Here is a 20,092-nt window from a genome sequence, read left to right as displayed (position 1 = left end):
CCACAGCCGCGGCAGGGAGGATATTATCTCGAAATCAGGAAGATCGCATGTTCGGCGCGCCAGCTGGCGGCGGCGTCGCTCGCCGGCTTGTCCCCCGACAGGTGCCAGACGCGCTCGACCGCGATGCCCTTGGCGCGCACGAGGTCGCGGAAGTCGCTGACCGTGACATGGTGGATGTTCGGCGTTTCGTACCAGGCGACGGGCAGCAGGCGCGTCACCGGCATCCGCCCGCCCCACAAGAGCGCGAGCCGAATACGCCAGTGCGCGAAATTGGGGAAGCTGACGAAAGCGCGCGGCGCGATGCGCAGCAGTTCGTCGACGACGCGGTCGGGGCGCTCGGTGGTCTGCAGCGTCTGCGACAGGATCGCATAGTCGAAGGCATCGTCGGGATAATCGGCGAGGTCGCGATTCGCGTCGCCCTGCACCACCGACTGGCCGCGCGCGATCGCAGCGGTGACGTTGGCAGGGTCGATCTCCAGCCCGCGTGCATCGACGCCCTTGCCCCGCAGCGCAACCATCAGCTCGCCGTCGCCGCAGCCGACGTCGAGGACGCGTGATGTCGAAGGGACCGCATCGGCGATGATCGCGAGGTCGGGACGCAGCGCCATCAGAAGCCCGATCCGAGCGCGCCCGCGACAAGACGATCGAGCGCCGGGACATCAAGGAGGAAGCTGTCGTGGCCGAAGGGCGCCGACAGTTCCACGAAGCTCGCCGCGGCGCCGACGCTTTGCAGCGCCTGCACTACGCGGCGCGATTCGGAGGTCGGATAAAGCCAGTCGGTATCGAAGCTGACGAGGGTGAAGCGCACGTCCTTCGCGTTCGCGAACGCGCCGGCAAGGCGCCCGTCGTGCGGGTCGGCGAGATCGAAATAATCCATCGCGCGCGTTATATAGAGATAGGCGTTGGCGTCGAAGCGGTCGGTGAAGGCGAGCCCCTGGTGCCGCAGATAGGATTCGACCTGGAAATCGGCGTCGAAGCCAAAGCTCTTGATGTCGCGCGCCTGCAGGCGGCGGCCGAATTTCTCGGTCAACCCTTCCTCGGAGAGATAAGTGATGTGCGCCGCCATACGCGCGATCGCGAGCCCTTTGGTCGGCGCGCGCGCGCTGCCATAATATTGGCCGTCCTGCCAGTCGGGGTCGGCCATGATCGCCTGCCGCCCGACCTCGTGGAATGCGATATTCTGGGCCGAATGGCGCGCCGCGCTCGCGATGACGAGCGCCGAGGCGAGCCGGTCGGGATAGGTGGCGGCCCAGGCGAGCGCCTGCATGCCCCCCATCGATCCGCCGACGACGGCATGAAGCCGCGAAATGCCGAGATGGTCGAGCAGCATTGCCTGCGCGCGCACCATGTCGGCGATAGTGATGACGGGGAAGGCCATGCCGAGCGGGGCGCCGGTCGCCGCGTCGGGCGAGGCCGGGCCGCTCGTCCCCATGCAGCTGCCGAGCACATTGGCGCAGATGACATGGAAACGGTCGGTGTCGATCGGCTTGCCGGGGCCGACCATGCGTGCCCACCAGCCGGGCTTTCCAGTGGCAGGATGGTCGCTTGCGACATATTGGTCGCCGGTCAGCGCATGGCAGATCAGCACCGCGTTCGACTTGTCGGCATCGAGCGCGCCATAGCTTTGGTACGCGATCGTCACCGCGGGCAAGACCTGCCCGCTGTCGAGCGGCAGTGATGCTGCGATCGTCACGCTGTGATGCTGGATATCGTGGAGCAGGCTCGCCATGGTTCGCGCGGGGCTAAGCGGGCGCGCGCACCCTGTCAACGTACTGGACTCGCGCCGCACAGCCGTTAAACGGCGCGGCATGACCGATGCGACCCAGACCCTTCAGCCCAAGCCGTGGATCAGCGGCATCGCTCCTTATGTTCCCGGCAAGTCCGCCGGCTCCGATGGCCGCCCGCTGATCAAGCTCTCCGCAAACGAGAATCCGCTCGGCACCGGGGACAAGGCGCGCGCGGCGTTCGCCGCGGCGCAGGCGGCGCCCGATGCGCTGTCGCGCTATCCCGATCCGGGGTCGGTGGAGTTGCGTGAGACGATCGCCGCGAAATTCGGTCTCGATCCGGCGCGGATCATCTGCGGCAACGGATCGGACGAATTGCTTCACCTCGCGGCGGGCACCTATGCTGGAGCGGGCGACGAAATTCTGTACGTGCGTTATGGTTTTGCAGTTTATGAAATTGCGGCGCGGCGCGTCGGCGCGGTGCCGGTCGAGGCCGACGACAAGGATTATGCGACCGATGTCGACGCGCTGCTCGCGGCGGTGACCGACAAGACGCGCGTCGTCTACCTCGCCAATCCGAACAATCCCACCGGCACGCTCGCGACGCGCGACGAGGTTGCGCGGTTGTATGCTGGGCTGCCGAAGAATGTGCTGTTCGTGATCGATCAGGCCTATTCCGAATATCTCTCGGATGCCGAGGATGACGGCGGGCTCGAGCTTGCGAAGACGCAGCCAAACGTCTTCATCACGCGCACTTTCTCGAAGATTCACGGGCTCGCTGCCGAACGCATCGGCTGGGGCTATGCCGCCGCCGAGGTGATTTCGGCGCTGCACCGCATCCGCCTGCCGTTCAACGTCACGCGCGCGGGGCAGGCGGCTGCGGTCGCGGCGCTCGGCGACGAGGAATTTGTGGCGCACAGTCGCGCGCATAATGCCGAATGGCGCGCCTGGCTGGCGGGCGAACTCGAAAGCCTCGGCAACCACGGCCTGCGCGTCGTGCCGTCGGCGTGCAACTTCCTGCTCGTGCTGTTCGAGGGCGATGTGAGCGCCGAGACGGTCTATAACCGGCTGATGGACGCGGGCTATATCGTCCGCTGGCTGCCGGGGCAGGGATTGCCGAACGCGCTGCGCATGACGATCGGCACCGAAGACGAGACGCGCGGGCTGGCGGCGGCGATCCGCGCCGCGCTGAACGGCTGATGGCATTCGCGCGCGTCGCAATTATCGGATTGGGCCTGATCGGCTCGTCGATCGCGCGCGCGATCAAGGAACGCTTGCCGCAGGTGACGGTCACCGGCCATGACGCCAGCGCCGAGGTGCGGGGCATCGCGGGCGAACTTGGTCTTTGCGATACGATTGCCGGTGATCCGGTCGCTACGGTGGCCGATGCCGACCTCGTCATTCTCGCGGTGCCGGTCGGCCGGATGGCCGATGCGGCCGTCGCGATCGGACCGGGGCTGAAGCCAGCGGCGATCATTTCGGATGTCGGGTCGTCGAAGGCGGGTGTCGCCGACGCGCTGGCAAAGGCGCTGCCCGATCATGTCGTCATCCCCGCGCATCCGGTGGCAGGGACCGAGAATAGCGGCCCGGCCGCGGGTTTTTCGACGCTTTTCGAAGGGCGCTGGTGCATCGTCACCCCGGCCGCCGGTGCGCCCGAAGACGCCGTGACGGCATTGATCGGCTTCTGGCAGGCGCTCGGCGCCAAGGTCGATATCATGGGCGCCGCGCATCACGACATGGTGCTCGCGGTGACAAGCCATTTGCCGCACCTCATCGCTTACACGATCGTCGGCACCGCGAGCGAACTCGAAGAGGTCACCGAGAGCGAAGTGATCAAATATTCGGCGGGCGGTTTCCGCGATTTCACGCGCATCGCGGCGAGCGATCCGGTGATGTGGCGCGACGTGTTCCTCGCCAACAAGGATGCGGTGCTCGCGACCTTGCAGCGGTTTAACGAAGATCTGACGGTGCTCCAGCAGGCGATCCGCCGCGGCGATGCCGACAAGCTCGAGGACTGGTTCACGCGCACGCGCGCGATCCGGCGGTCGATTATCGAACAGGGGCAGGATGATGCGGCGCCCGATTTCGGGCGGAAGCATTAGCTATATCAAATCCTCCCTGTGGCGAAGCCACGGGGAGGTAGCAGCGCGAAGCGCTGACGGAGGGGCTGGGACGCGACGGCCCCTCCACCACCCGCTTTGCGGGCGGTCCCCCTCCCCATCGCTACGCGACAGGGAGGATCAATTAGATTCCAGCAACGCCTCAGGCGGGTTCAGCGCATTGATCGCGACGCGCACGCGTGCTTCGGCCTCTTCGCGCGGCAGGCCGGCTGGGATCGTCTCGCCGATCCGGTAGGTGATCGTCCCCGGCCATTTGACCCAGCGGCGCGGCGGAAAGGCAAGGCCGCTGTTCACCGCGACGGGGATCACGGGAATACCCAGCAGGCGGTACATGCCGGCAAAACCGGGTCGAAGTTGCGGCGCTTCGCCGTGCGGAACGCGCGTTCCCTCGGCGAACAGCACCAGCGGGCGCCCGGCGGCAAGCGCAGCCTTCGCGGCGCCGAGCATCGCGCGCATCGCCTTGCCGCCGCCGTCGCGGTCGACCGGGATCAGGCCATAGAAGCGCGCCGCCTGACCCCAGACGGGAATCGAGAACAGCTCTTCTTTCGCGAACACTGCGGGGTGTTTGAACAGCATGGGCTGCTCGACCGTTTCGAACGCCGATTCATGCTTGAAGACATAGAGCACCGGGATGTCGGGCATCTCGCCCTCGACGACGATCGTCTGGCCGAGCAGGAAACGGCAGAAGATCCGATGCGCCTGCGCCCATATCCGCACGAAAAAGATCGTGCCGCGGTGCGAGATCGGCAGCGCGATCACCCCGCCGATCGACGAAATGCTGCTCATCACGAAAAAGGCGATCCAGAACAGGATCGAGCGGAACAGGGCAACCGTATAACTCACAGGCCGAGCAGCCCGCCCGCCAATCCCGCCAGATATTTGTGATATTCGCGGAACAAAGTCGCGAAATTGGGCTGGCTGCGCACGGCGTCGGGCAGGATCGTTACCTTGTCGCCGACCGCGCGGCCGATTTCATATTCGGCGCGGCGCATATGCCAGTCGGTGGTGATCAGCCGGATGCTCTTATATTTGCGGCGCTCGACCCAGGTCGCGACCTCGGTCGCGTTCGAGCGCGTATCCTCGGCCTCGAACCCCAGCGCGATGCAGCAGTCGAACAATTTCATCGGGCGCTTGTACGTCACCGCGAGCTCGCGCGGCTTCACCTCGCGCGCGACGCCGCTGATCAATAGGCGCTTGGCATCGCCCGCCTCGAGCCGTTCGAGCGCGCGGTCGATGCGCCCCGGCCCGCCGGTGAGCACGACGATCGCATCGGTCTTCTGCGCAGGCGCAGGCAGCGGCAGCAGCAGCGCGAACCACGCGAAACCAAGCACCCAGGCCAGGAACATCAGGGAAATCAGGCGCTTGATCATAGAATCTTCTTGAGCGCCGCGAGCAAGGTCTGGCGCGCGGTCAGGGCTGCGAGCGCGATAGCCAATAGCGGGAGCGCCAGCAAGAGCGCCCAGCCCGCCGGGCCGAAGGAAGCGGTCGCGGCCAGTCCCGATGTGACACCCGACCATTGCCAGCCGATCAAGAGGAGGATCGCTGCGGCGACGACCGTCCCGAGCGCGATGCCATAAGCCGTGTCGATCGCGATGCGGCGCTGGAACAAGCGCGTAATCTGGCGATCGGTCGCACCGATCATGTGGAGCATCTCGATCGTCGGAAAATGCGTCGCGAGCGCGGCGCGCGCGGTCATGATCACCACCGCCGCGCTGGCGAGCGTCATCAGCAGCACCATGCCGCCGGCGATCCACGCGAGCGAGCGGATCAGCCGCGCGACGGGGCCGAGCCATTCGGCGTGGGGAATGACCCGCGCGCCGGGCGCCTCGCGCGCCACCAGCGCTTTTAGCTGGCGCATATGGCCCGTGCGGTCCTCGCCGACGAAGTCGATGTCGACGAGCGCGGGTAGCGGGAGCGATTTCAGCACCGGATCGTCGCCCCCCTCGCTGTTCGCTTCGCTGCCGAACCATTGGCCAAGCGTCGCCTGCAGCTCTTCCTGTTCGACGGCGCGCGCCGAGAGCACGAAGGGCTGCGCGGCGGCGGCGCGGCGGAGCGCGGTGGCCTGTTCGGCGCGCGTTACCGGGTTCGCGGTGACGATCTGCACCGTCACGCGCCCGGCGATCGCGGCGCCGATCGCATTCGCCGACCGCGCGAGCCCGAACCCGGCGGCGGCGGCGAGCAAGGTCAGCATCATCAGGATCGCGATCACCCACGGCGTCGGTCCCGACAGGCGTCGGTCGGGAAGCAGGCGGCGATGCTGGACGGGAACGCGCGGGATGATCATCGTCAGGCCCGGTTCGCCGGGGGGTAGCGCAGCGCGCCGGTGGGGTCGGCAAGCCGTCCTTTCTCGAGCCGCATCATCTGCGCATTTTCGATGCGGCTGATCAGGTGGATATCATGCGTCGCGACGACGACGGTGGTGCCGAGGCGGTTCAGCGCCTCGAACAGGCCGAGCAGGCGCATCGCCATTTCGGGATCGACGTTGCCCGTCGGCTCGTCGGCGACGAGCAGTTGCGGGCGTGCAATCACCGCGCGCGCGATCGCGACGCGCTGCTGCTCGCCGCCCGACAGTGTCGCGGGCCGCGACTCGGCACGGTCGCCGAGTCCGATCCAGCTCAGCATTTCGCCGACTGGACCCGACAGATCCTCCTCGCTGACCCCCGCGATGCGCAGCGGCAGCGCGATATTGTCCCGCGCCGACAGATGCGGGATCAGGCGGAAATCCTGAAACACGACGCCGATGCGGCGGCGAAAGCCGGGCAGGCGTTGGCGCGGCATCGCGACCAGATCCTCGCCGAACAGGCGCACGATACCGCGGCTTGGCCGCTGCGCGAGGTACAGCATCTTGAGCAGCGAGGTCTTTCCCGCGCCCGATGGACCGGTGAGGAAATAGAAGCTTCCCGGCTGGAGATTGAAGCTGACATCGCTTAAAACCTCGGCATCGGGGCCATAGCGAAGGCCAACGCCATCGAATTCGACCATCGCGCCGCCGGGCCGCGCAGGAGCGCTATCCGTCATGGCGTCACCGGCACGCGGTCTCGCGCCTGCGTCGGGTCGAGGAACAGGGGCGCCGGTCGGCTCATCAGCCAGCATCTCGCACGGCTATCCACAGAGGACAAGACGCGAGTAGCCACACGGCGCTTGCAACGCGCGAATCGGCGTGTTTAGAGGGGGCGATGATCCTTGCCTGCCCGTCCTGTCATACGCGTTATGTTGTGCCCGATACGGCGATCGGGCCCACGGGCCGAACTGTGCGATGCGCCAATTGCCGCCATAGCTGGTTCCAGGAGCCGAACGCCGCGGCGGCTGTAACCGCGCCGAGCGCGCCCGAACCGGTTGCCGCATCTGCTCCCGCTCCCGAAGCGTCACAAAGGCCGGCCGCGACCTATTCCGATTATCCCGAACCCGGGCCAGCGACCGGACCGGCTCCGCCGCGCTTTGCGACCGAACCGGCGCCGCGCCCCGCGCCCGTGATCGACGATGCGCCGTTGCCGTTCCGCCGTCCGCGGCGCAACCCCGCAAAGCGCTGGACGATCATCGCGGCGGGCGCTGCGGTGGTGATGCTCGCCGCCACCGGGGGCCTCATGTATTTCGGCCTGCCGAGCTGGGCGCAGGGCTTGGGCCTGCCGGGCGGGGTCGACGAGCCCGACCTCGTCATCGAACTGCCGCCGAACCAGGATCATCGCGAACTCGCCGACGGGACGATCTATTTCGCTGCGTCGGGGGTGATTATCAACCCGACCGACCGCGAACAGCGCGTGCCGCCGATCCTCGCCGAGCTGCGCGATGCGCAGGGGACGATCGTCTATAGCTGGACGATCAAGCCGCCGGTGCGGATGCTGCCGCCCAATGAAAAGGTCAATTTCAGCGAAGCGAAGCTCGATATTCCGCGCCGCGCGACGCAGCTGACCGTTAGCTGGGCGCTGCCGAAGGGCTGAAATTCTAAAGCGTTAAAGTGACGTCACGGCGTCACAGGCTGAGCGCGGCGACGAGCGAGAGCAGGAAGCTGGTCAGCGTCGCGACGATGATCGGCGCGAAACTGCGCCATCCCTGATCGATGAGCAGATGCAGCCGCGCTTTCATCGCGGTGGCGACGATCGCCAGCAGCAGCAGCGCCTGTGCGCCCGTCGCCGCCGCATCCTGAGCGATCTTGGGGATCGCGATCAGCGAATTGAGCGCCGCGACCGCGAGGAAACCGAGGATGAACCAGGGCAGGCGCAGCGGAATGCGTGTCTTGCCGCCCGCCTCGCCGCTGCGGCCGAGCAAGAGCGCGACGAGCATCAACATCGGGGCGAGCAACGCGACGCGCGTCAGCTTGACGATCGTCGCGACCTCGCCCGCCGGCTGCGAGAAGGAAAAGCCGCCGCCGATCGCCTGCGCGACGTCATGGATCGACGCGCCGATCAGGAATCCCGCCTGCGCGTCGGTCAGCCCAAGCTCGGCAGCGAGCAGGGGGTAAAGCGTCATCGCGAGCGCGCTCGCGACGGTGATGCCGACCAGCGTCAGCGTGAAACGCGCTTGGTCGACGCGCTTGTCGCCGATCAGCGAATACAGCGCGAGCGCCGCCGACGCGCCGCAAATCGCCGTCGCGCCACCCGCGAGCAGCGCGGCATGGCGGTCCTGCGCGAACAGTCGCGCGCTGGCGACGGTCACCAGAATGACCGCGAGCATGATGACGACAAGCAGTGCGAAGGGCAGCGGCCCGAGTTCGATGAGCTGTTCGGCGGTGATCCGCGCGCCGACGAGGACGATCCCGATGCGCAGCGCGGTCTGCGACATCAGGTCAAGTCCGGCGTGGGTCCGCTTGTCTTGCGACAGGAAACTCATCGCGAGGCCGATCAGCAACCCCATCAGCACCAGCGGCGCGGCATAATGGTCGGCGAGCCACGCGGCGGCGAGCGCGGCGATGGCGGTGACGAGGATGCCGGGAAGATAGTCGCGCCAGCGGCGCCGCGCGGGCGGATTCGCCTCGAGCTGCATCTCGCCGTAAAGATCGGCGGCCATCGGCCAAGACTGTTCGATTGGTTTCACGTCGGCTCCCTGTGCCCTGCCGCTTCGCACATCGCTACGCTATCGTCGATAGGCCATTGCTGGCGCGGCGCGGGCTTGCTAGGAGCCGCGCTCTATCAGCACCCGTAGCTCAGCTGGATAGAGCGCTGCCCTCCGAAGGCGAAAGTCAAGCTGTTCTCGGAGGTCGCTCGGGTCGAAAATGGAGTGAAGAAACAAGGCTTTAGATTAAACATTGCGGAAGCGGATTTTCGAGGCAAAAGCCTCACGGAAGCACCACGGAAGCAGTCGATAGATTGACGATTTTGGACCCCTCCACTACGGGGGTCGGGATGCACTCGTAGCTCAGCTGGATAGAGCGCCGCCCTCCGAAGGCGGAGGCCACAGGTTCGAATCCTGTCGAGTGCGCCAAATTTCTCCAACAAAATCAGCGGCTTAGGGAGGGTTCCGACGCACGGGATTTTCTCCAGTTTCCCTCACGGAAGCAGCCACGGAAGCAGCGATTTTCCAGAAGTTCCTTTGATTTCAATATGTAACCACGCAGGCGATTCTCAAGCGGGACCTATTGCATCCCAGGGCCGGGGCTCAGAGGAGGTTCCGGGCTTCAAACGGAGGCTGTGGGCGGCCAATTGGCCAACAGGCTAGCGCTCGCTGCTGCTCAGATGCCTTGCCTGAAACGCTCGCGCTCGAGCCGGAATCGAGCGCGAGCGCCCGATATGAGGGGTGTTTAGCCGTCGCTCACAGACGTCGCCCTGATCAGAAGCGCTGCGGCGTCGCCCGCCGATTCCATGTAGCCTGGATCGCGATGAAGAAGGACGACGGCGAACGCGCCGTCGAGCAGCAGGATGACCTGCCGTGCCAACTCGCCCGCCCCCGCGCCAAAGCCGGCGTCGGCGAACACCGAGCCCAGCCAGTCTTCCACCCGCTTCTTGTGCGCCCGGCCGATCACCATCGCCGGATGACCCGGCATCGTCACCAGTTCCACGGAGGTGCGCAAGAACCCGCAGCCTTTCCATTTCGGGTGCCGCGCGGACGCCGCGAGATTGGTGAAGATCGCCCGGACCTTGTCGGCGACGTCCCCTTCGGCCTCACCGAACCAGCGCTGGAACAGCGCCAGATTGGGCTGGTCGCGGGTTTCAAGATAGGCCGCGATCAGATCGTCCTTGCTGCGAAAATGATAATAGAGCGTCCGCTTGGTGAGGCCCGCCTTTTCGGCCACGGCGTCGACGCTGACGGCGCGGATTCCCTCGGCGTGGAACAGCTTTCCGGCGGCCTCGATGATGCGGTCGCGGGTGGAGGCCTTGCTCATCCGGGCTAGGTATACCGACCAGTGAATATACACAAGATGATCGCCCGCCTATCACGCGAGCATGACCCGCGACGAAGACGGACACCCTGTCGACATCCTGTGCCGCGACGGCGTGACGCTGCACGGCCATATCTGGATGGCCTCGGCCGATCGGCCGATCGGGGCGGTGATCATCAATGCCGCCACCGGCGTGCGTGCGCGTTTCTATCATCGCTATGCCCGCTTCCTTGCGGCTCATGGCTTCGAGGTGCTGACCTGCGACTATCGGGGCATTGGCCTTTCCCGGCCCGCGAGGCTGCGCGGCTGCGGCTATCGCTGGCGCGATTGGGGCAAACTGGACTGCGACGCCGCCTTGCGGTTCATGCGCGCACATCGAACCGATGCGCCGCTCATGGTGGTCGGCCACAGCATCGGCGGTTTCCTGCCGGGTTTGGCCGAAAGCGCGCCGCTGATCGACCGGATTCTGACCGTGAGCGCGCAATATGCCTGGTGGGGCGACTATGCACCCCGCCACAGGCTCCCCCTCTTCCTCAAATGGCATGTGGCGATGCCGCTCCTGACGGCGCTCTTCGGCTATTTCCCCGGACGGCGCCTCGGATGGCTGGAAGACCTGCCGGCGGGCGTCGCCTTCGAATGGGCGTTTCGCGGCCCCCGCTTCGAGCGCAGCCACCCGCCAGAGGCGCGCGCGGAGGCGGTGCGCCGAATGGCGGCGGTCGAAGCGCGCATCCTCGCCGTGGCCATGACCGACGATCCGATCGGAACCCTGCCGGCGGTGCGCCGGACCCTGGCCTGTTACCGCAACGCCATGCGCGCCGCGCTGCTGCTCTCGCCGCGCGATTATGGCCGGGAGAAGATCGGCCATTTCGACCTGTTCCGCGAGAATCATGCCGAAGGCTTCTGGCGCGACACGCTGACCTGGCTGCGCGACGGAGATATCCCGCGACCGGAGCGTCTCGTCATCCCCTGACGCCCGTCTCCGCCAGATGCGCCATCAGATCACGTGCGGGCGCCGGAAGCTCCGGCTCCGATCGACAGCAGACCGAAAGCCGGCGCGTCGCCCAGTCGTCGGTCAGGCGGGCGATCGCGATCGACATCGAACGGCTTGATCGCCGCGCCGCCGTCTCAGGCATGACAGCGACGCCCACGCCATGCGCGGCCATCCGGCACAGGCCATCGAAGGTTCGCACCCGCGCGCGGACCTTCAGCTTGTGTCCGACATTTTCGGCCTGCTGTTCTACATGGTCTTGCAACGCCCCTGCGGCGAGGCCGACATGGGCCTGGTCGACGATGTCCGCAAAGGCGATCCGCTTCGTCCCGGCCAGCGGATGGGCTCGCGCCATGACCACCACGAGCCGGTCGATCGCGAAGGGTCGGAGCGTCAGGCCGCCGCTGTCGACCGCGTCGGAGATGATGCCGATGTCGGCGAGTCCGCCCGCGATCGCCTTGACGATCTCGCTGCTCTGCCGTTCCCGAAGGTCCACGTCGATCCGGGGATGCGCCGCCAGCCAGACGCCCAGCGGATCGGGCAGGAACTCGGTCATCGCCGCCGTGTTTGCCAGCAGCCGCACGGTGGCGCGCAGGCCCAGCGCATGTTCGCCCAGATCGCCCTGCATCCGCGCGATCTGGCCGAGGATCAGCCGCGCATGATGCGCCAGCGCTTCCCCCGCGCGCGTCGGCGTGACGCCACGGCGGCCGCGGTCGAGCAGGCTCACGCCGCCGACCGCTTCCATGTCGCGCAGCCGCTCGCTCGCCGCCGCCAGCGACAGGTTCGCCGCGGTCGCGCCATGGGTGATGCTGCCAGCCTCGACCACGGCGAGGAACAGGCGCAGGTCGGTGAGATCGAACCGCATGGCCTGCCTTCTAACTCATCTCCAGCCTTCGGGTCATCCGAATCCTGGCGCTGGCAAATCCGCATTGTGTCCCGACGCGCGCCGCAGCCAGATGAGGGGGATGGACCTTTCCATCCCCCTCATCGCCGCCATCACCGCGACCTTCTTCGTCGCCGGTATCGTGAAGGGCGTCACCGGCATGGGCCTGCCCACCGTCGCCATGGGCGTGCTGGGCGCGCTACTGTCACCGCTCGCGGCGGCCGCGCTACTGCTCGCGCCTTCCTTCGTCACCAATGTCTGGCAGCTTGTCGCCGGGCCGAGCCTGCGGCCGATCGCGCGGCGCCTCTGGCCAATGATGGCCGCGATCGTCGTCGGCACGCTCGCCGGCTCCGCATTACTGACGAGTGGCGACACGGCGCTCACGACGGCGATGCTGGGCGCGGCGCTTATGCTCTATGCCGCCTACACCCTGCTGGCGCGGCCGTTCCGCGTACCGGCGCGATTGGAGCCATGGCTGTCGCCGCTGATCGGCGGGGCCACCGGCGCGGTGGCGGGCGGCACCGGCGTGTTCGTCATTCCGGCCGTACCCTATCTCCAGTCGCTCGGCCTCGAAAAGGACGATCTGGTGCAGGCGCTCGGCCTGTCGTTCACCGTATCGACCGTCGCCCTGGGGCTGGCCCTCGTCTGGCGCGGCGCGCTGCCGCTCGGCGACCTTGCCCTGTCGGGGCTCGCCATCCTGCCGGCGCTCGCGGGCATGGCCGCGGGCCAAGCCGTCCGCTCGCGGATCAGCCCGGCCGCGTTCCGCCGTGGATTTCTGATCTGCCTGCTGCTGCTCGGGCTGGAGATGGCGGCACGGCCGTTCCTCTAGCCGGACGCGCAGTCCCGAGCACCCAACATCTCCACCGCGAAAGCCGGTCGCATCATCGCCGCTGTCTTCCGGACGCCACAATGCCAGCCTATGCGATCCTCACGTCAAAACATGAGGGGGAAACGGAGGATGGCCTGTGACCTGTGCTTTCATCCCGCCCACACATGGGGCGGTCGATTCGATGTTTCTCGATGCGGCGCGCGCATGGCGCCACGCCCGCGATAATCGCCAGTCGGTCCAACCGGCTCTCTATCGCGTTCTCGACACCTGTCATTGCGGCATCCTCGCGCCTGTCATCGACAGCGTGCTGGGGCTCTACGAAGCCTGTTCGGGACGCCGCTTCCGTGTCCGTGATGGCAGTTCGGCGCGTAACGGCCTGTCGGTCGACGAGCACCGCCTGCTCAATCTTCTGCACGAATCGAACAGCTGCGACGCGGCGCTGCTCGACGTCAGCCGTAATCCCGGACTTGCGTCCGCCATGCGCGTCGCGCTCCGCTCCACCCGGATCATGCTGCGCCTCACGTTCGGCCCCGCCGCGCCGTCGCAGCATCGCGGTGCAATGGCGCCGGCGCCGGTCGCCACCAACGACAGCGCGACGCTTGGATGTTGCGTGGGTTGAGGGGCCGATGGCGCCTGACGCTCCCGACCGTCCGGGCGATCCCGCAGCAATCTCCATCCTTCACAAAACTCTCAATCGCCGAACTCAATCCACACCGGTGCATGGTCGCTGGTCTTATCCCAACCGCGCGGGCGGGTGTCGACCTCCCCCGCGAGAAGCCGATCCAGCGCTGGAGGGTTGAACAGGAAATGGCCGATCCGGAGGCCAGCGTTGCGCTCGAATGAGCGGCGCCAATATTTCCAGAAGGTGTAGATTGTTTCGGTCGGATGCAGGAGGCGGATCGCATCTGTCCAGCCCTGATCCAGCAGCCGCTGCCAGGCTTTCCTGACCTCGGATGCGAAGAGCGCATCCTCTCGCCATCGTTCCGGGGCATAGACATCGATATCCGTGGGCATCACGTTGAAGTCTCCCGCCACGATCACCGGGGCTTCGAGATCGATCAGCGACGCCAGATGCGCCTGCAGCCGGTCAAACCAGCGCAGCTTGTAGTCGAACTTCGGGCCGGGACGCGGGTTGCCGTTCGGCAGATAGAGGCCGGCGATGAGGACGCCGTTCACCGCAGCCTCGATGTACCGGCTCTGCATGTCACCCGGATCGCCAGGAAGGCCACGCTCAGGCCTGTTACTGGCAAACATCGACCCATTGCGCGCCGGTGATCTCCACCATCCGACCGGGCTCTGTACGCAAGGCTGCATTTTTTGCGCCGGCTGCCAGTAAGCACAGGAAAGGCCGCAGGCTCTCGTCGCAATAGATGGGCAGCGCACGATGTCATGAAATTGTCCCCGATTCCGGATACTGGTCTAGTCCAGAATTGATTGGAGATTGACCTATGGCGGGTGTTGCCACATTCGGAGCGAACCGGGAAAGCGGAAGCAAGGCCCGGTTTTCCAGAATGATCGCCGCAACTGTGGCGCTCCTCGGCTCAGTGCTGCCCGTCAGCCATGCCGAAGCCAGTGACCAGCCTGCGCCAGTTGCTGCCGCGCTTCGACCTTTGGCCGAATGGACCTTCGAACTTGACAATGCCTTGCCGCGGCGAGCTGACCCGGCGCCGAAGCGAGAAACACCGCCTTTACCCTTGATCTCGACGGAACGCACAATGCCCGTTCTTTCCGGCATGCGGGCGACGGAACGCCGAGTACTGGACGCCGAACCGCGCGGAGAAGCCTTCACGGTGGAACTCTGGCTGCTCGACCACGTCAATCAGCGCATCGGCGCGCTGATCGACAGCGGCCAGCCGCGTCCCGACTGGGCCCTTGGCTATATCTCGGGCGAGGCGTTGTTTGGCCCGGTACGTGCGGACGGTGCGCCGTTGCTGAAGGCGGAGACCGGCGAGGGATACAAGCGCCGCTGGCATCACCTCGTGGGCGTGCGAGACGGCGCGCGCTGGACGCTTTATGTGGACGGAGTCGTCAAGGGGCAGGCGGAGCTTCCCGCCAACGCAGTTTCCGACGCCTCGTTGCAACTGAGCGGCTTCTTCGAGGCGGAGCGCTTCATGCGCCTGGACGATCTGGTCAAGGCTGCGGCCATTTACGGTCGCGCGCTTAGTGCGGCGGAGGTCAAGGCCGCGTTCGATCGCCGCGCACGGCTCGTCGAGGAAGGCTGGCTGACCGACAAGGCGCTCCATTTCACTCAGCCCCCTTATCTCAATACGCCGACGACCACGTCTATCGAGCTTTCCTGGGAAACCAACCGTCCGGTCGCAACCACCGTTGAGTGGGGGGAGACGGCCGATGCACTGCAATCGCGCCAGATCCCGCGCGATGGCAAGCGGATCGGCGGACTACGCCTTGACGGGTTGAAGGTCGATACGCCGTATTTCTACCGTGTGACAGGGGTGGACACGCAAGGCAACGAAGTGCGATCCGGTCTTCTGTCATTCCGGACCGCGCCGCCGCCGGGAGTCCCCTTCACCATGGCGATCAGCGCCGACACCGAAGCACGCACCCATATCAACCGACGGATGAGCGCGCTCATCTGGGAAGAGCGCCCCAATGTCCTGCTACTTGCCGGCGATCTCACCGATGGCGGTTCGCTCGAGCGCCGCTTTGAATGGACGCATGAGTATTTCGCCGGCATGGGGCCGCTGTTCGGCCGGGTTCCGGTGATAGCGGCACCCGGAAACGGTGAGAGCGAACTGCACTGGTTCCGCCACTATCACCGCCAGCCCGGCGACGAGGCGTTCTTCAATATCCGCTACGGTGACGCCGAAATTTTCGTCATCGACAGCAATCTCGAAGATCGCGAAAAGCGCGAGCCTGGCTTCCGCGCGCGGCAGAGGGCCTGGCTGGATCAGGCGCTCGCTTCGTCGACCGCGAAATGGAAGATCGCCATGCATCATCATGCGCTGAGGTCCACCGACGAGGACGATTACGGCGATAGCTGGACAGGCGTGTCGCACGGCGGCGATCCGGTGGTGACGGCGGAACTGGAGCCGATCTACGAGAAGCACTCAGTCAACCTCGTCATTGTCGGTCACCTCCATACCTACGAGCGCAGCTGGCCAATCAGGGGCGGCAAGATCGATATGGCGAACGGCATCACTTATGTGCAGGTCGGAGGCATGGGCGGAAATCTGGAGGATTTCCAGCCGACCAAGCCGGGCTTCAACCGCAAGACCTTTCGCGACCATCATTATCTGATGCTGCGCGGCGCGGGGGACCGTCTTGAGGCCGAAGCGATCGATGCCGATGGCCATTTGCGCGACACCTTCACCATTACCAAGTAGCGCATCTGTTCCGAACTTCGCGCAGGGCTTCCGGTTGAAATTATTGGTATAGTCCAATAAGTCGTCCGTCTGCGCCAGTGCATTTGCCCCTTGCGTCGGCCAGCGCTTCCACATCTTCCAGATTGGGCTCGGATCAGATGATCGATAAAATATTCAATATAATCAATAAATTCGGACGTCTCACCTATGGCGAGGATATCACCCAGCTCGAGCACGCGCTGCAATGCGCCCAACTCGCGCGCGAAGACCGGGCGCCCGATACGCTGATCGCTGCCGCATTGTTGCATGATATCGGGCAGTTCATCGACGATGCCGGAAATGCAGCGGAGCAGCGCGGTATCGATGCCCGACACGAGGTCATCGGCGCGGCCTTTCTCGCCACCGCTTTCCCGGACAGCGTGACCGAACCTGTCAGGATGCATGTCGAGGCGAAGCGCTATCTCTGTGCGTCGGAGCCCGGCTACCGTTCAGCGCTGAGCCGCGCATCGGAACTCAGTCTCCAGCTTCAGGGCGGCCCGATGACCGCGGCGGAGGCGAGCGCTTTTGCACAGGCACGTTTCTTCGAGGAAGCGATCAGGTTGCGGCGCTATGATGACACCGGAAAGCGCAAGAACTGGGCGGTTTCCGAACTCGAATCCTACCGCCCCCTCCTAGAGCGGCTGATTGGCGATCGCGCCGCGCGCGAAGCACTGGGCGGGCGCAACTAGCGCGTTCGGACGCGCCGCATGCTCCTCCATCCCGCATAGTGAACGGAGCGCTCCAGCCAGGGAACGCCAGACTGCCGATTCACGAGGTACCCGCCGAGACCAGCACCCTCTCAGATGCTGTTCACGCAGCTGTGCGAACTGAGGCCGGCATCCTGTCTGACATGCTTCAGCATTTCTCTCGCAAACGCAGCATATGTAATCACCGTGTCATGACATTCTGGCCTATACCAGTTGACCGCTTGAAGGTGATTCGGATTTTAGCCGGCGATCCTGAACCGATCGGTCAGTTCGAGGGATTTATTCAAGGGAACCGATCATGCAATCGACCAGGCCGTCGGCCGTGCGCTCAGCCTTTCACCTATCCGCGTCCTGCGCCGCGCTTGCGGCAGCCTGCGTCCCTGCAATCGGCCATGCCGAAGATGCAGCGCCGGGCGAGACAATCGTCGTTACCGGTCAGCGGCTCAGCACAGAAACCGCGATCGGCGCCAAACGAACCGCGGATAATGTCGTGGACGTCATATCAGCGGACGATCTGGGCAAGTTGCCCGATGCCAATGTGGCAGACTCGCTCGCACGCATCCCAGGGCTCTCGGTGATCGTCAACCAGGACACCGGTGAGGGGGAATATGTCACGGTACGCGGGCTCGCGGGCACCTATAATGCGGTGTCGATCAATGGCGTGCGCGTCGCGCAGACCAACCCCGACAGCCGCGACGTATCCCTGACCGTTCTCCCCCCCAACGGTCTTGCCGAGGTCCGCGTTACCAAGACGCTCACACCCGACCTGGATGGCGATGCGATTGGCGGCACCATCAATTTCCGGACGCCGACCGCCTTCGATTTCAAGGATTCCACGATCATCCGCCTTTACGGTGCCGCAGGCATCAACCAGCAGGCGGACAAGGCCGGTGAGAAGGCCGGTAGCTACCAGATCCAGGGCGACTTTGGCACCCGTTTTGCTGACGACCGCTTCGGCATTTTTGTTTCCGCCAATTATGGCGTGTCGCATGGCAATGGCCAGGAGACCGAGAATGATGGTGAGTGGGAGCCTTATAACTGGCGCAAGGACGCCGAAGAGATCATCGACGAAAGCAATATGCACCTTCCCGGCATCGACCTTGACTACCGGCGCCTCAAGCAGACCCGTTACGGCGGGAACATCTCCCTCGACTATCGCGGCGACGCGACCCAGCTTTACCTGCGGGGCCAGTATTCACGGCAGGAGCAACGCGGGACGAACGACCTCACCGATTATCGCAACCGCCCGACAGCGCGGCTGACCCAAGTAGACATCGAGGACCGCAACCTTGCTCAGCCCGATGCGATGATCGTCGGCGAAGATCCGGTCAAGGGCAAGATCTACGGCTATACCACCGCGCAGATCGTCGATCGCGACGGTGATGGGAGGATCACCGATGCCGACACGGGGACCAATGGATACTGGTCGCTGAACGGCCGCTCTGGCGTATGGAATCCGAAACAGTTCCAGTTCGCCCGCAATTTCGAAACGATCAATCTCGACCAGACCCTGTATACGGTCAACGCCGGCGGCAGCAGCCAGTTGGGCAAGCTGTCACTGGAGTATGATCTCAGCTATTCGGGCGGAGAACGAAGCAATCCCGACAGCTATTCGATCAGCTATGGCTGCGATCAATGCGCCTGGCCGCTTAATGCGACAGGCATTGACTGGGTGTCGAGCAATCCCCGCTTTCCCAAGGCGGGGCTGCCCGCCTTCGCCCGCTCCGTCGAAACGGATTCGTCGCTTCTCCTCTTCGACGGCGCCTCACATGAGCGCAGCAAGCAGACCGATAACCGCATCGCCTTCCGGCTGGACGGACGATATGATGTCGGCGGTGTGCTCGACCATGTGAAGGTGGGCGCCAAGTTCATGCGGTCGAAACGGAAATATGACAGCACCCGGCTATATGACGGCGACTTCGCCGGAACCCCGCTCGACGGGCTCAACCTCGATCAGTCGGGGCTGGTCGAGAAGGAAGTCACCAGTATGCTGGGCGGGCAATATTATTATGGCGACGTCTTCAGCCGGGAGGCCGTGATCGCGGCGATCAGGGCGGCCGAACAGGTCAATCCTTTCGCTCCCGACGACACGGATCAACTGGCGGACGACAAGCGGTCGACCGAGAAGGTCTACGCTGCCTATGCGCTGGCCAATTTCGATTTCGATACGCTAAGAGTGATCGCCGGCACCCGCATGGAACGCCGCGAGACACATAATGTGTTCTGGTCGGACGATGGCGCCAACAGCGGTTTCGACACGACCGATCGCGGGTATACTGTCCTGCTTCCCAGCGTGAACGCCATCTGGCGCCCCTCGCCGAAAGCCACTGTGCGTGCCGCGATCTGGACGGGCTATTCCCCGCCTGAATATGGATATATTTCCGCCGGCCAAAGCGTCACCCGCGAACCTGGCACTGGCGAGATCATCGCGATCAGCCGCGGCAATCCTGACCTCAAGGCGGCAAGGGCGCTGAACCTCGATTTGTCGGCGGAATATTATCCCGATTCCTCAAGCATCATCTCAGCAACCGCCTACTACAAGCGCATCCGCAATTTCATCTTCACCAACGGCAGCGAGGTTCCGGCAACAACGCCGAACGGCTCGATCGAGATCACCCAGCCACAGAATGGCGAGACGGCCAAGGTCTATGGCATGGAGTTCAATTTCATAAAGTCGCTGCAAGGACTACCCGAGCCGTTCGACGGTTTCGGGATCGAGGCCAATCTGACTGTGCAGCACAGCGAGGCCGAAACCGGTCTGCCCTATCGAAAGGGGCGCCCGATCCGCCTCATCAACACACCGCACCTGATGTACAATGCGGCGCTGACGTTCCAGAAATATGGAATCGAGGCGAAGCTGTCCTACAATTATCGCGGCAAGTTCATCGAGGATATGCGCGATAATGCGGTCGACAAATGGGTCCGTCCCAACAAGAGCCTCGATTTCCACTCGCGCTTCCATCTGACCGATCAGTTTGCGGTCGATTTCGATGTCGCCAATATCCTTGGCGGCTGGAAATACTGGACCACCAAGGGCGACAATCCTTCCTATATGAAGGACTATATGGAGCCGGGCCGCACCTTCCTGATGCGCGCCAGCTACGTGTTCTGACATGAGCCGGCCGCCATCCGCTATCTGGCGGGTGGCGGCCCGGCATTGCGCCTT

At 64.9% G+C, this 20,092-nt stretch carries 19 protein-coding genes and 1 tRNA gene; 10 read left to right on the top strand and 10 right to left on the bottom strand.

The genetic code is table 11. From position 1 onward, the window contains the following. Positions 1 to 23: 23 nt before the first annotated feature. Together metW and metX are read right to left on the bottom strand one after the other, a co-directional pair. Positions 24 to 608 (bottom strand): methionine biosynthesis protein MetW, encoded by a 585-nt coding sequence (gene metW / locus SKP52_RS20350; protein ID WP_039578100.1) that lies wholly within the window; start codon positions 606 to 608, stop codon positions 24 to 26. Next, positions 608 to 1,729 (bottom strand): homoserine O-acetyltransferase MetX, encoded by a 1,122-nt coding sequence (metX, locus tag SKP52_RS20345; RefSeq protein ID WP_039578096.1) that lies wholly within the window; start codon positions 1,727 to 1,729, stop codon positions 608 to 610. The genes metW and metX overlap by 1 nt, the downstream gene beginning before the upstream one ends. 79 nt (positions 1,730 to 1,808) lie before the next feature. Here metX and hisC point away from each other — a divergent pair, with 79 nt between their 5' ends. After that, positions 1,809 to 2,924: a histidinol-phosphate transaminase gene (gene hisC, locus SKP52_RS20340; RefSeq protein WP_039581802.1), complete on the top strand. Its 1,116-nt coding sequence runs from the start codon at positions 1,809 to 1,811 to the stop codon at positions 2,922 to 2,924. Further along, the gene (locus SKP52_RS20335; protein WP_039578092.1) at positions 2,921 to 3,826 is read left to right on the top strand and encodes a prephenate/arogenate dehydrogenase family protein; all 906 of its coding nucleotides are present in this window, start codon (positions 2,921 to 2,923) and stop codon (positions 3,824 to 3,826) included. Before hisC ends, SKP52_RS20335 begins: the two co-directional genes overlap by 4 nt. 138 nt (positions 3,827 to 3,964) lie before the next feature. On the opposite strand, the gene SKP52_RS20330 is transcribed toward SKP52_RS20335, so the two are convergent. Genes SKP52_RS20330 through ftsE form a run of 4 tightly spaced genes read right to left on the bottom strand, consistent with a single transcriptional unit; the run spans position 3,965 to position 6,862 of the window. Then, complete coding sequence (locus SKP52_RS20330) at positions 3,965 to 4,687, bottom strand: lysophospholipid acyltransferase family protein (RefSeq protein ID WP_039578086.1); 723 nt, start codon at positions 4,685 to 4,687, stop codon at positions 3,965 to 3,967. After that, positions 4,684 to 5,214, bottom strand: a complete 531-nt coding sequence (locus SKP52_RS20325) for a YdcF family protein (RefSeq protein ID WP_039578081.1) — start codon at positions 5,212 to 5,214, stop codon at positions 4,684 to 4,686. The genes SKP52_RS20330 and SKP52_RS20325 overlap by 4 nt, the downstream gene beginning before the upstream one ends. After that, the gene (locus SKP52_RS20320; RefSeq protein WP_039578075.1) at positions 5,211 to 6,128 is read right to left on the bottom strand and encodes a cell division protein FtsX; all 918 of its coding nucleotides are present in this window, start codon (positions 6,126 to 6,128) and stop codon (positions 5,211 to 5,213) included. The genes SKP52_RS20325 and SKP52_RS20320 overlap by 4 nt, the downstream gene beginning before the upstream one ends. Before the next feature lie 2 nt (positions 6,129 to 6,130). Beyond that, complete coding sequence (ftsE, locus tag SKP52_RS20315; RefSeq protein WP_052208633.1) at positions 6,131 to 6,862, bottom strand: cell division ATP-binding protein FtsE; 732 nt, start codon at positions 6,860 to 6,862, stop codon at positions 6,131 to 6,133. Positions 6,863 to 7,020: 158 nt separating this feature from the next. On the opposite strand from ftsE, the gene SKP52_RS20310 reads away from it, so the two are divergent. Further along, positions 7,021 to 7,782 (top strand): zinc-ribbon domain-containing protein, encoded by a 762-nt coding sequence (locus SKP52_RS20310; protein ID WP_039578064.1) that lies wholly within the window; start codon positions 7,021 to 7,023, stop codon positions 7,780 to 7,782. 31 nt (positions 7,783 to 7,813) lie between these two features. Here SKP52_RS20310 and SKP52_RS20305 read toward each other — a convergent pair whose 3' ends face one another. Beyond that, a complete protein-coding gene (locus SKP52_RS20305; protein ID WP_039578060.1) occupies positions 7,814 to 8,848 on the bottom strand; it encodes a YeiH family protein in 1,035 nt (344 codons plus the stop codon). 337 nt (positions 8,849 to 9,185) lie between these two features. On the opposite strand from SKP52_RS20305, the gene SKP52_RS20300 reads away from it, so the two are divergent. Then, positions 9,186 to 9,262: transfer RNA gene (locus tag SKP52_RS20300), tRNA-Arg, on the top strand. A gap of 316 nt (positions 9,263 to 9,578) precedes the next feature. On the opposite strand, the gene SKP52_RS20295 is transcribed toward SKP52_RS20300, so the two are convergent. After that, on the bottom strand, positions 9,579 to 10,160 hold the full coding sequence (locus SKP52_RS20295) for a TetR/AcrR family transcriptional regulator (RefSeq protein ID WP_039578057.1): 582 nt from the start codon (positions 10,158 to 10,160) through the stop codon (positions 9,579 to 9,581). A 61-nt stretch (positions 10,161 to 10,221) separates the two neighbouring features. Between SKP52_RS20295 and SKP52_RS20290 the strand changes: the two genes are divergently transcribed. After that, complete coding sequence (locus SKP52_RS20290; protein ID WP_039578054.1) at positions 10,222 to 11,127, top strand: alpha/beta hydrolase family protein; 906 nt, start codon at positions 10,222 to 10,224, stop codon at positions 11,125 to 11,127. Here SKP52_RS20290 and SKP52_RS20285 read toward each other — a convergent pair. After that, positions 11,117 to 12,010, bottom strand: coding sequence for a LysR substrate-binding domain-containing protein (locus SKP52_RS20285; protein ID WP_039578051.1), 894 nt, complete (start codon positions 12,008 to 12,010; stop codon positions 11,117 to 11,119). The two genes, SKP52_RS20290 and SKP52_RS20285, sit on opposite strands and share 11 nt — an antisense overlap. A 100-nt stretch (positions 12,011 to 12,110) precedes the next feature. Here SKP52_RS20285 and SKP52_RS20280 point away from each other — a divergent pair, with 100 nt between their 5' ends. Continuing rightward, complete coding sequence (locus tag SKP52_RS20280; protein WP_039578048.1) at positions 12,111 to 12,857, top strand: sulfite exporter TauE/SafE family protein; 747 nt, start codon at positions 12,111 to 12,113, stop codon at positions 12,855 to 12,857. 136 nt (positions 12,858 to 12,993) lie between these two features. Further along, positions 12,994 to 13,476 (top strand): hypothetical protein, encoded by a 483-nt coding sequence (locus tag SKP52_RS20275; RefSeq protein ID WP_148309197.1) that lies wholly within the window; start codon positions 12,994 to 12,996, stop codon positions 13,474 to 13,476. Between the two features lie 71 nt (positions 13,477 to 13,547). Here SKP52_RS20275 and SKP52_RS20270 read toward each other — a convergent pair whose 3' ends face one another. Beyond that, positions 13,548 to 14,111 carry an exodeoxyribonuclease III gene (locus SKP52_RS20270; protein ID WP_228383716.1) on the bottom strand — a complete coding sequence of 188 codons (564 nt, stop codon included), beginning with the start codon at positions 14,109 to 14,111 and terminating at the stop codon, positions 13,548 to 13,550. Positions 14,112 to 14,305: 194 nt separating this feature from the next. Between SKP52_RS20270 and SKP52_RS20265 the strand changes: the two genes are divergently transcribed. The 3 genes from SKP52_RS20265 to SKP52_RS20255 all read left to right on the top strand — a co-directional run bounded on the left by SKP52_RS20265 (position 14,306) and on the right by SKP52_RS20255 (position 20,038). Beyond that, positions 14,306 to 16,201 carry a metallophosphoesterase gene (locus SKP52_RS20265; protein WP_081997457.1) on the top strand — a complete coding sequence of 632 codons (1,896 nt, stop codon included), beginning with the start codon at positions 14,306 to 14,308 and terminating at the stop codon, positions 16,199 to 16,201. Between the two features lie 137 nt (positions 16,202 to 16,338). Then, on the top strand, positions 16,339 to 16,908 hold the full coding sequence (locus SKP52_RS20260) for a phosphonate degradation HD-domain oxygenase (protein WP_039578040.1): 570 nt from the start codon (positions 16,339 to 16,341) through the stop codon (positions 16,906 to 16,908). A gap of 316 nt (positions 16,909 to 17,224) precedes the next feature. Continuing rightward, a complete protein-coding gene (locus tag SKP52_RS20255) occupies positions 17,225 to 20,038 on the top strand; it encodes a TonB-dependent receptor (protein WP_039578037.1) in 2,814 nt (937 codons plus the stop codon). The last annotated feature ends 54 nt before the right edge of the window (positions 20,039 to 20,092 follow it).

The sequence above is a fragment of the Sphingopyxis fribergensis genome (assembly GCF_000803645.1).
Classification (GTDB): Bacteria; Pseudomonadota; Alphaproteobacteria; order Sphingomonadales; family Sphingomonadaceae; genus Sphingopyxis; species Sphingopyxis fribergensis.
Note: the sequence above shows the minus strand (reverse complement) of the source record. Positions and strands in the feature narration are given on the sequence as shown.